Source organism: Fictibacillus phosphorivorans (assembly GCF_001619875.1).
Lineage (GTDB): Bacteria > Bacillota > Bacilli > Bacillales > Fictibacillaceae > Fictibacillus > Fictibacillus phosphorivorans_B.
In genome coordinates, this window is sequence record NZ_LRFC01000038.1 from 90,482 (window position 1) to 104,478 (window position 13,997).

The window sequence follows — 13,997 nt, forward strand, 5'->3', positions numbered from 1 at the left end:
GGATCAAAATAATTGTAAGGTGTTGGGAAAATACTTATAACATTGTGATACGAGTAAGATTTCAGTAGTATAGAAGAATAAGTTTAAGGTTTTGAAAAGAGGTCTTGATCAATGAACAGAAACTCCATTTATGGATTAACGATTGAACAGCTTACAGCCTGGCTCGGCCAGCATGGATATAAACCCTTCCGCGCTACACAAGTTTGGAACTATCTATATAGAGAACGGGTAACTACTTTTTCGGAAATGACCGATATTAAAGAAGAGTGTATGCAATTATTAACCGACAATTTTACGATTCAAACGCTTCGTGAGCATGTAAAGCAAGAAGCATCAGATGGAACGGTAAAGTTTTTATTTAAACTGCAGGATGGCAACTTGATTGAAACCGTCCTTATGAGACATAAGTACGGCCTCTCTGTATGTGTTACGACCCAAATAGGCTGCAATATCGGGTGCAGCTTTTGTGCAAGTGGTTTGTTAACAAAAACAAGAGACCTTTCGAGCGGGGAAATTGTTGAGCAAATCATGAATGTTCAGCATCATTTAGACGCAGTGGGTGAGGGAGAAAAAGTAAGTCATATCGTTGTAATGGGAATCGGCGAACCATTTGATAATTTTGAGAACATGGTGGACTTCTTAAAAATTATGATCGACCAAAAGGGTCTAGCGATCGGCTCCAGACACATTACGGTTTCAACCAGTGGAATCGTTAATAAAATGTACGAGTTTGCAGATGTGAACATCCCTGTAAATCTAGCCTTATCCCTGCACGCACCGAACAATGAACTGCGTACACGAATTATGAAGATCAACCGAGCTTTTCCTGTTGAAAAGCTAATGGATGCGATCAACTATTATATTGAAAAAACAAATCGCAGGATTACAATTGAATACATTCTATTAAAAGATGTAAATGATCATGTAGAAGAGGCTGTTGAACTTGCAGCACTTTTCCAAGACAAGAAGAAGAAAACGTATATTAACTTGATCCCTTATAACCCAGTTGATGAGCATAGTCAGTATCAGCGAAGTGACCAAGAATCAGTTCTAGCTTTTTATGATACGCTCAAGAAAAACGGCATCAACTGTAAAATCCGTCAAGAGCACGGAACAGATATTGATGCTGCATGCGGCCAGTTAAGGAGTAAACAGATCAAGAAGGATAAAGATCAATCTGTTAAGTCTTAATGGGAAGCTGTTTACTAAAAGTGTGTGGTGAATGGAAGTGGACAGTAAAAATGGCGAAGTGGACAGTAAAACTCAAAAAGTGGACAGTATTTTCTAAAAAGTCGACAGTAAGCACACTTTGAGGTGTTTGCGCGCTCCCCATATGTTGTTTACTCATTAAAACTGCCCCTATGTGGAAGTAGTTTTGTTGATAGTGACGGTAATCTGTCTGATTCGAAGGTTAATCTGTCCGATTCAAAGATTAATTTGTCCGATTGGCATCATAATCTGTCCAATCTCCACCATAATCTGTCCATTTCAGCCAATAATCTGTCCAATGATACTACTTTCAAAAGCAGCAACATTAAATTCGAATACAGCGTAAAGGAAAGAGACCCATTTTCAATGGGTCTCTTTTCTTAAGTTGACAACTGTAAAACAATTACATATGATGATGGTAATTCAGTGGAAAGGATGGTGTGTTTGTGAGCGTTGTCGTTCTTAACTAAAACAATTTGGATACAGGTATGCAAAAGAAAAATGAAACGGGTTCTCCGGTTTATTTGTTGTGCTCTTTTGTTGCCGCCAATAGTTAAGAACAGCGGTCAGATACAAGCCATCATATTCATTCCTTGATGCTGCGGACTCTTCTTATGAGCCGATTTTTTTATGCAGTTTTTTAGGGTGAAGTCTATCTATGAGGCAGAAATGACAATGTTCATTTCTGTCTTTTTTTATTGGCACGTTCCTGGCCTCTGTTTAGAGGAGGGGATATAAAAAATCATTTTTTTAAATGAAAAAAATTTTGGAGGTAGATCCACTTGAATAAACAAACCATTACTATGCTTGAATACAACAAAATTAAAGAAAATCTTAGATCATTTGCAATGAATGCAGCTACGAAAGGGGTCATTGAAAAACTTGAGCCTTCCTCAGATTTATCAATAATTAAATCGTGGATGTTAGATACGACTGAAGCTAAGCTGATTCTGGAGAAAAGTGCTAGCGTTCCGATCGCTAATTTAAATGGGTTAGAACAGGTGCTTGAAATACCGAAAAAAGGTTTGAACCTATCACCTGAGCAGCTTACTTTAATATACGGCTTACTCGAAAATGTTACAAGAATGCAGCGTTTTATGAAGGATAAGAATTTTTTAGCACCGGCAGTATCCACTTATGCATACTCCATGTTTGATCTCGGCGATTTAAGAGATGAAATCTATCGGTGTATCCGAAATGGCAGAGTTGATGATCATGCCAGTAAAGCCTTATTAAAAGTCAGGAAAAAAATAGCCGTAGTAGAGGAAAGAATCAAATCAAAGTTAGATCATATGATGAAGTCAGCGGCTTATCGCGATATGCTGCAGGATCCAATCGTTTCAATGAGAGATGGGCGTTATGTGATTCCGGTTAAAAGTAAATTTAAACGAAATATTGATGGGCAGATCCTTGATCAATCTTCTAGTGGTGCAACTGTCTATATGGAACCAAATGATGTGCGGAAACTGCAAACCGAAATAAGTATGTTGCGAGCAGAAGAAGAGATCGAGATTTCAATGATACTCGGTATACTGACAGGAATGGTAGCGGGATATGAGAGAGAGCTTCATATTACGATTGAAGCGATGATCCACTATGATTTTATTTTTGCTAAAGCAAAATATAGCAGAACGATGGATGCTCGAGTTGTTGAAATCAACCAAGACAATAGGATTAGTATCCATAACGGTAAGCATCCGCTTCTTGGTGAGAAATGCGTCCCGTTACATTTTAATTTGGGTGAGAATTATCAATCCCTAATCATTACGGGTCCAAATACAGGCGGAAAGACGGTTGCGATCAAAACCGTTGGGTTGTTGACGTTAATGGTTCAGTCTGGCCTTCATGTACCCGTGGGAGAAGGCAGCTGTTTTGCAGTGTTTAGAGAACTCTTTGTTGATATTGGAGACGGACAGAGCATTGAGCAGTCTTTAAGTACCTTTTCTTCTCATATGACAAATATTATATCGATTTTGAAAAATGCAGGTCCACAAGATCTCGTTATTTTAGATGAACTAGGAGCAGGAACAGATCCATCTGAAGGTATGGGCCTTGCCGTTGCTATTCTTGAAAAATTGTACAGCAAAGGAAGTATGATTCTAGCGACCACACATTATAGTGAAATAAAAGAATTTGCTGCTTTAACACCTGGTTTTGAAAATGGATCGATGGAGTTCGATTTAGAAACTTTGCAGCCTATGTATTCATTAACAATAGGTAAAGCAGGAAAAAGCCAGGCATTCGCGATCGCTACCAAACTCGGGATGGAGAAAGAGGTTATCCACCGTGCACAACAAATCACTCAAAAAGAAAGTTATCCACATGTGGACAATGAGGTTTTAGGCATGTTTTCCACAGAAGGATTTGAAAAGATCACTCATTTAAGAGATAATGCCCGTTCAAAAGTGAAAAATCAGATTAAAAAACCACAGAAAGCGGAGAGTCTCCAAAATGCAGTCTTTCAAATCGGTGACCGCGTTTTTGTTTCAAGTCTAAAAACAGCAGGGATTATTTTCGAATTAGAGAATAACCAAGGAGAGTTTGGTGTAATGGTTGAAAACCAAAAACATTACATCCATAAAAAACGGCTGAAGCTCCATATTGAAGGTAAGATGCTTTATCCTGAAAACTACGATATGGATATCGTTTTTGAGTCTAAAGAAAATCGAAAAAAAGATAAACTCATGAAGAAGCGTCACATTGAGGGACTTTCGATCGAAAGAGAAGAAACTTAAGAGGGGGGAGTGAGATGGAAAGTAGTAGAATTCTGTATAAAATTTTAAAACGAACGGATTTAACAGAAGACCTCTTAGACAACTTTAGCAGGTATCAGGAAACAAAAAAGGTATGGTATCTTGAAGATGGTGAATTCAAAACGAAGGATGACAGTTTCATTGATGACTGGTCTGCTGCCAAGAAGAAGTTAGTGATTGAGGAACTTATGTTATGCGTTACAAACAATGGCATCGTCGCAGGCGCATATAAAGGGATGAAGTTAGTAGGTTTTGCAAGTGTAGAGAGCGAACGTTTTGGCTCAAACCATCAATATGTTGAGCTTCCTTACATCCATGTTTCAAGTGAGGCAAGAGGGCTAGGAGTCGGGAAAATGCTTTTCGAGATATGCTGCAAAGAATCTAAGAAGTTAGGTGCTGCGAAATTATACATCGCTGCTCATCCATCTATTGAATCACAAGCCTTTTATGAAGCAGTAGGATGTAAACAAGCCGAGGAAATCAACATGGAGATCGTAAAAAGAGAGCCTTTAGACATTCAGTTAGAGAAAATTTTATAGAAATAGAAGAGACATCTATTCAAGTGATAGATGTCTCTTTGTTTGCAGGAAGGATCATTACGCTGTGGACTTTAGAGTTTTCAATATCATGTCCTACATCAACTGCTTTTGAAAAAGTATGATCACAGGTAATGTTAGAAAGAGTGATATCATCAGCTCGATGTGGTCCTCCATACACTTTTACAGCGGGTCCGGCAGATTTAAAATTCTTAATGAAAATCTGATTTAGTATGACATTTCGAGCTCTGTATTGAATGGCGATTACCGGGTTTTGTTTATAATCGTAGGAGGGATCGCCGATTATAGTTAACCCATTAATGACAACATGATTGTATCCTGAGACAACTAGGCTTCGTGGTGTTGAATCTCTGTATAGATGAGTATAACTAGGAGCGATGCTATAAATATTTGTTGCGGTAATATGATGTGCTGTTTTTGATTGTGGATCAATGTCCTTATGATGGCCAATATGACGAAAATTGTAGGATCGGTTGTCATTGATCGAAATATGTCCATAGATGTGTACATTCGTTGCAGCAGAAGCATTATGATGAGCTTTTACTTCTACTCCGCCAAAACAGCGAGTGGTGGAGTTGTTTAACAGCCATACATTATGTGATCCATCATCAACTTCAATGCCATTAGAATTAGAAAAGCCTTTCTTATGAGACCTGCCGCTAGGATCACACATATGGGAATTGGAAATAAAGATATATTCACTGTGGTGAGTTGTAATCCCATCATCTCCAAATCCATATCCGTTAAGATTATCTAACCAAATGTATTTGCTGCCTCCTCTTGAACGTGTACCATCCCCTAAATACGTATAAACAGAAGAGGAGACATCGAAACAATGAAGTCCGGGGGTAATGGCCTCAAGGTCCATCATCCAGCCATACGTAACGTTAGCAAAAGTGACACAGCTAGATCGATTATTTCCGGCACTCGTCTTTTCTTCATCTCCTAATCGTTCAATGTTCCAGTCCAAACTCATTCCTTTGACTGCTATGTTGCGATTTCCCTTTAGGTGATTCTTATTTGTGATAAGCCACTCTGCTTTTGATGATTGATCATGCAGTTTTAAAGTTGTTTTGTTCTTTCCTTCCCCTAAAAGAATTGTCCATGAAGGCAATTTGATTCCTTTTGTAACATAAATCCCCTCTGGAATACGAACGATTACCTTTCCTTTACCTATTGCTTTCCGAAACGCTTCTGTATTGTCTGTTATGCCGTCACCAATTGCGCCAAAATCTATTACGTTTACTTCCTCTTTTATATGGTCATACAGTTCTTCGTATTGCTGATCTAACGTACTGATCCAACTTGGAAAGACATTCTCTTCTTCATCAAGCTCCCAATCAGTTGTTTGTATATCGTTATATAGGACTTTTTTAATCAAAAAACTTTTGGTTATATACTTTATCCAATCAAAACTAAAACTCTTATGCTGTGACCACTTTTTGCTCGAATTCTTAAATAGGTTTTCTGATGTGAGTAAATCAACAGGTTGTGATAGGGCTTCTTCACGATTTAACTTTTCGATGAGTCTTTTATTTTCCATGGGATTATGTTTTTTATCTAATTGCAGCAAAGTAATAATCACCTCTTTTAAAATAAATGAACTATAGTTAATGGTTTCCCTATCTCAAGTTATGTAATCAAGAGAATGAAAAGGGGGTAGGGGAGGGGATTTTTGTCATGATATATATCTTGCAAACAAAAATGTTTACAAGTTTACAAAAATGTTTGCGGTTGTTTGCTATTTTGTTTGCAAGTTTACGAATGTGTTTGCATGTTGCTGTGTAAGGGATTAGAGAGTTTGAGAGTTTTTGTTTGCAATAATGTTTGCAAGTTTACAGAAAATGTTTGCGTGTTTACAAATTTGTTAAAAAGAAAATAGGCATTGTTTAATTTAAGATAACCCTCTAATCTAGTAACATAGCAACAAAATAAAGTTGAAAAAAAGAAAGGATGTACGCACATGAGTAATTCTAGAATTGCTGCTGTTGATGTAGGTAACGATTCATTAAAAGGAATTTTCGGTACATTAGATCATGAATTAAACATCCCTAACGTAATTGCTAGAGACATTGAAGATCGTCCTGTAATAGGGATTGAGGAGTTAGACAGCAAAGACCCGTTAGAAGGCATACATATTAGAGTACACTCCCCTGCCCTAAAAGAAAATAATGTCATTTATCGTGTTGGTCAGCTTGCTGCTAAAAGTGACAACTCTACTGAACTAGATCCCGGAAGCAGCAAGTCTGAAGAAGATCAAACATTGATCATGCTTTTTGCAGCTCTAGCTCTAGATGCTGTAAAAGAAGAAAACGCAAAGACGTTCACAAAGAACAATAACGTTATCGATACGAGCTACATCTTAGGTACTGGTTTGCCTCTTCGTGAAGTGAAAGAAGGGAAAGACGCTGGTTACCGTTCTAAGCTATTAGGATCTGTTCACCAAGTAGAATTCCTTGTAACGCCAAAGTACCAAGGAATTAAGGTGAATTTGAAATTTGAAGAAGTAAAAGTGTATCCAGAAGGCTTTGCAGCATTTATTAACCTTGTAATGGATAACGATCTTAACATAATTAATAAAGACTTAATCGACAAGCCGATTCTTATTCAGGATATTGGCGGACTTTCTACTGATATCGCAGTGATTAAGAACAGAAACGTTGATGATGATAAAGCGCAAGGGTTTAACTTAGGTGTTTCTGAAGCGCTTGAGCAAATTAGAGAAGAGATCCGCTCTAAGCATGGTGTTGAACTCGACAGCCGTCGTGATGTTGTTGATATCATTACGAAAAAGACGAACCGCAACCACATCATGGTACGCGGTAGCCGTACTAGCGTTCATGATATTACAGATCGCATTTTAGTAGATCTGGCGAAAAAGCAATACCGCCTGCTTCGTAACGTTTGGCAAAAGAATTCTCAAACAGAAATCTGCTATTTTGTTGGAGGAGGGTCTGCTGTACTAAAAGATTACATCAAAACGTTAAACAACAATTTAGATGGCTATAACATCGACTTCTTTGAGGACGAAAAAGAAAGCATTTGGATGATGGCAAATGCCTATTACAAGCTAATCTCTGATCACCTTAGAAGAACAGCCCCTAAAGAGAAAAAGAGCGAGGATAAAGACAAAAAAGCCGTTAAAGCTTAAGTATAAGTAGGGTGATGAAATGGACAAAAAAGCATCCAATGAAATAACAAGAGGGAAAACGATCGCTTTTCGCATTCCCTCTGACACCCCTGATCACGTCTTAAAACAGCTTCAAAAGCTTAAAGAGACAGAGAGGCGCAACTTTTCGAGCAGAATTTCTGAGTTTGTTCTTCAAGGTGTTGGACAAAGTATTCAAAAAGACAGAGAGACGATTACGATTCCGCTTCCGAAAAATCTTAGTAAGATGCAGAGGGATTGGTTGAAGCATGAACATTCAGAAGCTTTATTAGGAAACATTATGTATCAGCTTATATCGAATCCGGTACGAACCGCATCATTGCTGGCGGCTTTAAACAGCAACTCAACTGACATTGATCAAGCTCTTTATCTGCAGGAAGAACATATAGATCATGAAGTTTCTTTAGACCGCTATGATGACATACCTGCCGAATCGGAAAGCTCAACAAGTGATTTTGACGATGATGACCTTAGTCAGTTTGATTGGAATTCTGCTAAACGGGATGAAGATGAAGAAAAAGAAGAACCTCAAAATCCAGAGCAGGAAATGGAAGATCTGTTAGGCGATTTTCTAGCACATATGAATAAATAACGTTGGCGCAGCTGTTATCAGCTGCGTTTTTTTTGTATTTAAGGGGGTATATGTGAGTAGAAGAGAGTGCGTAACTTGTCGAGGATTGTAGACTCGTGGATAAATAGCTAAAACTTTTGGATTGAGAGCAAAAACTCGTGGATAAACAGGCAAAATTTCTGGATTGCGTGCCGAAACTTCTGGATTGCGTGCCGAAACTTCTGGATTGCAAGGACTAAATACCCGGTTGGGTATAGGTAATGACCAGTTTCGGGACCCGAAACTGCACCTAAATTAAACTTTGACAAATAAGCATTTTTATAAAAAACAGTTTGCTCTCTTCCACTGCAGGGAAGGGTCTCTATATGGTGTTTAAATACATATAGAGAGGAACAATCGAATGAGCGACCTTAATAAGTTGAATGGGAACAGCAAAGATGAGCAGTTGGAACAATATCGTACAGATGACAAAGGCAAAAAGCTGACAACGAACCAAGGTTTAAAAGTAGCCGAAGATGAATTCTCGTTAAAAGCGGGAGAGCGTGGCCCAACACTTATGGAGGATTTCCATTTTCGCGAAAAGATGACTCACTTCGACCATGAACGAATTCCAGAGCGTATTGTGCATGCTCGTGGTTTCGCAGCTCATGGTGAATTTGAATTATACGAATCGTTAAGTGACTATACAAAAGCTGATTTCCTAGGCAATACTTCAAAAAAAACACCTGTTTTTGTACGCTTTTCAACAGTAGCTGGTTCACGAGGATCAGCTGAAACCGTGCGTGACGCCCGCGGCTTTGCAACTAAATTTTATACGGATGAAGGGAATTATGACCTCGTAGGCAACAACATTCCAGTCTTTTTTATTCAAGACGCTATCAAGTTCCCTGATCTTGTGCATGCGTTGAAACCAGAACCACACAACGAGATGCCGCAAGCTGCAAGTGCTCACGATACGTTTTGGGACTTTGTTGCAAACAACCAAGAATCTGCTCATATGGTCATGTGGGCGATGTCTGACCGTGCCATTCCACGGAGTTTTCGTATGATGGAAGGGTTTGGGGTTCATACGTTCAGGCTTGTAAATGCAGAGGGGAAAGCTCATTTCGTTAAGTTCCACTGGAAACCGGTACTCGGAACTCATTCACTGGTCTGGGATGAAGCACAAAAGATATCTGGTAAAGATCCAGACTTTCACCGCAGAGATCTATGGGAATCCATTGAGAATGGAGATTACCCTGAATATGAATTAGGGTTGCAGATTATCGCTGAAGAAGATGAATTTAACTTTGATTTTGACATATTAGATCCGACTAAACTGTGGCCTGAAGAGGATGTACCTGTGAAAATTGTCGGCAAGATGACGCTGAACCGAAACGTGGACAATGTGTTTGCTGAGACGGAACAAGTGGCTTTTCATCCAGGACATGTTGTGCCGGGAATTGATTTTTCGAATGATCCGCTCTTGCAAGGACGATTATTTTCTTATACAGATACACAATTATCACGTCTTGGTGGCCCAAACTTTCACGAACTGCCGATCAACCGCCCAGTTTGTCCGTTTCATAACAATCAACGTGACGGGATTTCACGGCATACGATCAATAAAGGTCAAGTGAGTTATCACAAAAATTCTTTAGCAGCGAACACGCCGTCAACTACTCCTGAAGCAGAAGGCGGCTATGTACATTATCAGGAAAAAGTGGAAGGCAGAAAAATTCAAAGCAGAAGTGAGAGCTTTAAAGATCACTTCTCTCAAGCCACACTGTTTTGGAACAGCATGAGTGATCCGGAAAAACAGCACCTTAAGAATGCTTTTAGTTTTGAACTCGGTAAAGTAAAAAGCAAATCTGTACAGCAACAAGTGGTCGATATGTTTGCTCACGTGAGTCTGGAGCTTGCCACAGCGTTTGCTGAAGCGATTGATGCGGTACCGCCCAAAGGGGAAGATTCTGCTGTAACCAAAAAATCTCCTGCGCTCAGTCAGCTCAATACGACACAAAGTCCAAAGACAAGGAAAGTAGGAGTTATTGTCGGTTCAACTATTAGTGGTGAGGTTGCAGAAATTCTCCAGGCTTTAAGCAGCAATGGCATTCAAGCAGAATGCATCAGTGATAAGCTAGGAAAAAGAACAGCCGATAACGGAGCAGAGTTGGAGATCATGCATACATTTTTAACCGCTTCGTCTGTACTATTTGATGCGATATATGTTGTTGGTGGAAGCGGTGATAACGCGATGTTTAAAAAAGAAGCTTTACATTTCGCAAACGAGGCGTTTACACATTACAAACCTATTGGAGGAACTCATGAGGGACTTCATTGGCTAAAAGAAGCAGAACTTGCTGGAAACCCTGGTGTAGTAATAGGTGAAGGAAAAGAAGATTTTGTATCCAGCTTTTCTGATGCTATTGCCGTACATCGTCATTGGGATCGTCAATTATAAAAATACTCTGGAGCAGTGGATGTATGTTCACTGTTCTTTTTTTGTGTTCTAGAAGCACCTGAAACGGAGATAAACGACCTTAACACCAACTAAATAAAAATTCAAGAATGAAAAACAAGGAAAGATACAAACTACATATGAATCAACATAAAAGGAGACTTCATATGTACAGAAAATTATTGAGCTTAATCATGGTACTCACGTTAGCCATTCCGATTGTTACAGGGATCCATGCTGATGCTGCACCAAAACAAAGGGTGCCTGGTCCATGTTATAGCCAAAATGCGATTGATTTGTATTCTGAACAAAGAAGATTGTGGAAAGATCATGTGTATTGGACAAGGAGCTATATTGTAAGTGCTCTTTCAGGAGCAGAAGATCAAAATGCAGTATTAAAACGATTGCTGCAAAATCAAACAGACATCGGAAATTCCATAAAGCCTTATTACGGTGATGCTGCAGGGAACCAGCTTGGTAAACTATTAACAGAACATATTGTAATCGCAGGGCAGTTAGTAGATGCAATCAAGAAGGGTGATACGGTAAATGCAGGCAAGATAAATAAAGAATGGTACCGTAATGCAGATGATATCGCCAGATTTATGAGTAAAGCAAATCCGAACTGGTCTGAGAAAACAGTGAAAGAGATGCTTTATGTTCACTTGAAGTTTGTATCTGATGAAGTAGCTGCAAGACTTAAAAAAGACTACGCGGGTGAGATTGTAATCTTTGATAAAAACATGAATCACATGGCGATGTTTGCTGACGAAATCACAAACGGGATTATGAAGCAATTTCCCGACTCATTTAGAACTTCTTAAAAAGAAAAAGCCTCTCAGATTGGGAGGCCTTTTTCTTATTTCTTGTCTTTTTGTTTTTCTTTTTCATCAATTGTTCCTTGAGAAAGCGTATCATTGACCTGTTCGTGAACCTTCTCTAAATCCTTATCTGTTCCAGACTGGTTTTTCTTATTTGGATCGTAATTTTTTTCTGCTACTTTTTCTGATTGCTTCTGTTTATCGCTCATGAAATAAATACCTCCTATATAACCAATGAAGTAAATCTTCAGCTATAATTTGCTGATACTTTACTTTTCCCTATCCTCTTTCCCTAAAACATGCAGAGATAAAAAAGCCTCATCCATTATTTAGGACAAGGCTTAGGATTTAAAAAAAATCAAGAAAAGCAATAGGCTTTTCGGTAATCATTTTCTCGAATTGAATCATATTCTCTTGCTTGCCTTTTATTTTTCCGCATTGGTATAAAAACGTTGGCTTATGTGAGCCTAACAGTGCTGCTGTCAAAGTTTGAATATCCATAGAAAGTGCTGCTTCATTGTTTGAAGGTGTTCTTGTAATATCATCTTCACCTATTGAAAAAGTACCGTTGTTCCATTCAGCTTTGTCATCTGTGATCGCTATTGTTATAGGACCACCCGCTTGTTTAAAGGAATATTGTTTTAAGAATGCCTCAACATCCACAATACGTGCCATAAAGTATGGATAGTGTTCTTGGTGAATGCGAGGGTTGTTGATCAGAAATGGGAGTTGATCATTAGACGGTGCGATGATTTTCACCTTATCTACCATTGAGTCATGCTGGCAGATAAAATTCCACAAAGCACGGCGAGCGTCTTCTGTGACATAAACAAACTCCTGAACATCCAACAACTTATCTGCAGCTTTACAGCATAAATAACCTTTTGGAACTCCATCTTCATCCCTATAAATAATTCGGTTGTATCCTTCTGTGAACACATGGTTATTCCACCAATCATCTGTTCGGACTAATAGATGATTGTAGGTTTGAAACCACTCTTCATAAACAGCATTTAATAAGCTGTTACCATCTTCCTCCGTTAATCTAGACACAGTCCCTGGAACTTCTTCGTAACGGATGAGGTCACTTTTTTCGAGTGTGTACTTATTAACAGAAGCCGTTAACTCCCAGCCGAACCGGCGGTAAAATTGAATGTTAAATGGGTGCAGCAAGCTGATCGTCTGTCCTTTTTCTTTCATGGAAAGAAGTGCTTTTTGTAAGAGACGTGTTACAGATCCTTTACGTCTATGCTCTGGCCATGTAGCTACACCTGCAATTCCTCCCATAGGAAATCGCTTGTTATCAATACTGATCTCTAAAGAAAGAATATGGAGTTTAGAGAGTAGATCTTCCTTTTCGAACTCTCCCCAAATCTCATGCTTCTTCATCACTTCAAAACGCTTTGGCCGATCTTCCTTTTTCACTACATATTGAAAAGCATATTGTGAAAGCTGCAATGATTTTTCGTATTCCGTTTCTGACAGTCTTCTTATCTCCATTTCGCATGACCTCCCTTTTCACATTCATTCTACAAGTTTGGATTGAACATTGAAAAGTGATTTACTAATTTTCTGAAAATCGATATTTTTATAGAGGTAATATAATTTTTTTTAGTGAAAAATATTGGATATTTATAAAAACTATCGAAATTATATTCATTAGCAGTTATAATTATAAACTGTTGTGCATAACCGCAACTTTAAGTGAGGCTTAGGATGAGAATTCATAAATATATCAGTACAACAGGCTATTGTTCAAGACGAGAGACGAAAAGGCTTCTTGAGAGTGGACGGATTACGGTAAATGGCGAGACCGCTAATAAGGATACGTTTGTAAATGAGGGTGATATCGTTCTAATCGATGGGGAGAGTCTTCCTCAAAAGGCTGCTGCTGTTTATGTAGCATTTAACAAACCAGTTGGAATTACGAGTACATCGAATCCCGAGATTGAAGGCAACATTCTTGAGCTAGTGGACCTTCCAGAGCGTGTATTTGCAGTCGGGCGTTTAGATAAGGCTTCTCAAGGATTAATTCTTCTAACCAATGACGGAGAGTTCGCAAATCGTATATCTCAGGCTGATTTTGGCCACGAGAAAGAATATGAAGTAACCGTCGATCAGCCGATAACAGATTTGTTTCTTCAAAAAATGGCTCAAGGTGTTCCGATCTTAAACACAGTAACAAAACCCTCGAAAACAGAGCTTGTCAGTAAGTATGTATTCAGAATAACGCTTACCCAGGGGTTAAACCGGCAAATCCGGCGAATGTGCAAAGCATTAGGTTATGAAGTAGAGAAATTAGAGCGTATACGCATTATGAATATACATCTTCATGCATTAGAGGTCGGGAAGTGGCGGTACTTAAGGGATGAGGAGCTTTATGAACTAAAGAAGTGTTTAGAACTTCTTTAAAAAAGGAAAGAATCACTAGGTTTTTATAAATAAACTAGCATTTCTTACAATATTGCGAAAATTGT

Annotated in this window: 11 protein-coding genes; 8 read left to right on the forward strand and 3 right to left on the reverse strand. The window is 38.7% G+C overall.

The features are described from left to right. Nucleotides 1-111 precede the first annotated feature (111 nt). The 3 genes from rlmN (at nucleotide 112) to AWM68_RS16540 (ending at nucleotide 4,501) form a co-directional block, all read left to right on the forward strand. Complete coding sequence (gene rlmN / locus AWM68_RS16530) at nucleotides 112-1,191, forward strand: 23S rRNA (adenine(2503)-C(2))-methyltransferase RlmN (RefSeq protein WP_066244353.1); 1,080 nt, start codon at nucleotides 112-114, stop codon at nucleotides 1,189-1,191. Nucleotides 1,192-1,991: 800 nt separating this feature from the next. Next, complete coding sequence (locus AWM68_RS16535; RefSeq protein WP_066244357.1) at nucleotides 1,992-3,944, forward strand: endonuclease MutS2; 1,953 nt, start codon at nucleotides 1,992-1,994, stop codon at nucleotides 3,942-3,944. A 14-nt stretch (nucleotides 3,945-3,958) separates the two neighbouring features. Next, nucleotides 3,959-4,501, forward strand: a complete 543-nt coding sequence (locus AWM68_RS16540; protein WP_066244361.1) for a GNAT family N-acetyltransferase — start codon at nucleotides 3,959-3,961, stop codon at nucleotides 4,499-4,501. A gap of 19 nt (nucleotides 4,502-4,520) precedes the next feature. Here AWM68_RS16540 and AWM68_RS16545 read toward each other — a convergent pair whose 3' ends face one another. Beyond that, on the reverse strand, nucleotides 4,521-6,092 hold the full coding sequence (locus tag AWM68_RS16545) for a glycosyl hydrolase family 28-related protein (RefSeq protein WP_066244362.1): 1,572 nt from the start codon (nucleotides 6,090-6,092) through the stop codon (nucleotides 4,521-4,523). A gap of 390 nt (nucleotides 6,093-6,482) precedes the next feature. Here AWM68_RS16545 and AWM68_RS16550 point away from each other — a divergent pair, with 390 nt between their 5' ends. The 4 genes from AWM68_RS16550 (at nucleotide 6,483) to AWM68_RS16565 (ending at nucleotide 11,523) form a co-directional block, all read left to right on the forward strand. Then, entirely contained in the window at nucleotides 6,483-7,670 is a 1,188-nt protein-coding gene (locus tag AWM68_RS16550) for a ParM/StbA family protein (protein WP_066244363.1), read from the forward strand. A 19-nt stretch (nucleotides 7,671-7,689) separates the two neighbouring features. Next, nucleotides 7,690-8,280 carry a hypothetical protein gene (locus AWM68_RS16555; RefSeq protein ID WP_066244366.1) on the forward strand — a complete coding sequence of 197 codons (591 nt, stop codon included), beginning with the start codon at nucleotides 7,690-7,692 and terminating at the stop codon, nucleotides 8,278-8,280. A 379-nt stretch (nucleotides 8,281-8,659) separates the two neighbouring features. Further along, nucleotides 8,660-10,702: a catalase gene (locus AWM68_RS16560; protein ID WP_066244369.1), complete on the forward strand. Its 2,043-nt coding sequence runs from the start codon at nucleotides 8,660-8,662 to the stop codon at nucleotides 10,700-10,702. Between the two features lie 164 nt (nucleotides 10,703-10,866). Beyond that, entirely contained in the window at nucleotides 10,867-11,523 is a 657-nt protein-coding gene (locus AWM68_RS16565) for a glycosyltransferase (RefSeq protein ID WP_066244371.1), read from the forward strand. A gap of 35 nt (nucleotides 11,524-11,558) precedes the next feature. On the opposite strand, the gene AWM68_RS21100 is transcribed toward AWM68_RS16565, so the two are convergent. Together AWM68_RS21100 and AWM68_RS16570 are read right to left on the reverse strand one after the other, a co-directional pair. Continuing rightward, nucleotides 11,559-11,729 (reverse strand): DUF4025 domain-containing protein, encoded by a 171-nt coding sequence (locus AWM68_RS21100; RefSeq protein ID WP_082820748.1) that lies wholly within the window; start codon nucleotides 11,727-11,729, stop codon nucleotides 11,559-11,561. A 139-nt stretch (nucleotides 11,730-11,868) separates the two neighbouring features. After that, the gene (locus AWM68_RS16570) at nucleotides 11,869-13,020 is read right to left on the reverse strand and encodes a GNAT family N-acetyltransferase (protein WP_066244373.1); all 1,152 of its coding nucleotides are present in this window, start codon (nucleotides 13,018-13,020) and stop codon (nucleotides 11,869-11,871) included. Nucleotides 13,021-13,236: 216 nt separating this feature from the next. On the opposite strand from AWM68_RS16570, the gene AWM68_RS16575 reads away from it, so the two are divergent. Further along, nucleotides 13,237-13,932 carry a pseudouridine synthase gene (locus AWM68_RS16575; RefSeq protein ID WP_066244377.1) on the forward strand — a complete coding sequence of 232 codons (696 nt, stop codon included), beginning with the start codon at nucleotides 13,237-13,239 and terminating at the stop codon, nucleotides 13,930-13,932. Nucleotides 13,933-13,997: the final 65 nt, after the last annotated feature.

Bases quoted from the DNA above. Each gene is read 5' to 3' on its own strand.
- AWM68_RS16540 (WP_066244361.1), top strand. From the start codon at position 3,959: ATGGAAAGTAGTAGAATTCTGTATAAAATTTTAAAACGAACGGATTTA.
- AWM68_RS16560 (WP_066244369.1), top strand. From the start codon at position 8,660: ATGAGCGACCTTAATAAGTTGAATGGGAACAGCAAAGATGAGCAGTTG.
- AWM68_RS21100 (WP_082820748.1), bottom strand. From the start codon at position 11,729: ATGAGCGATAAACAGAAGCAATCAGAAAAAGTAGCAGAAAAAAATTAC.
- AWM68_RS16575 (WP_066244377.1), top strand. From the start codon at position 13,237: ATGAGAATTCATAAATATATCAGTACAACAGGCTATTGTTCAAGACGA.
- AWM68_RS16570 (WP_066244373.1), bottom strand. From the start codon at position 13,020: ATGGAGATAAGAAGACTGTCAGAAACGGAATACGAAAAATCATTGCAG.
- AWM68_RS16550 (WP_066244363.1), top strand. From the start codon at position 6,483: ATGAGTAATTCTAGAATTGCTGCTGTTGATGTAGGTAACGATTCATTA.
- AWM68_RS16555 (WP_066244366.1), top strand. From the start codon at position 7,690: ATGGACAAAAAAGCATCCAATGAAATAACAAGAGGGAAAACGATCGCT.
- rlmN (WP_066244353.1), top strand. From the start codon at position 112: ATGAACAGAAACTCCATTTATGGATTAACGATTGAACAGCTTACAGCC.
- AWM68_RS16565 (WP_066244371.1), top strand. From the start codon at position 10,867: ATGTACAGAAAATTATTGAGCTTAATCATGGTACTCACGTTAGCCATT.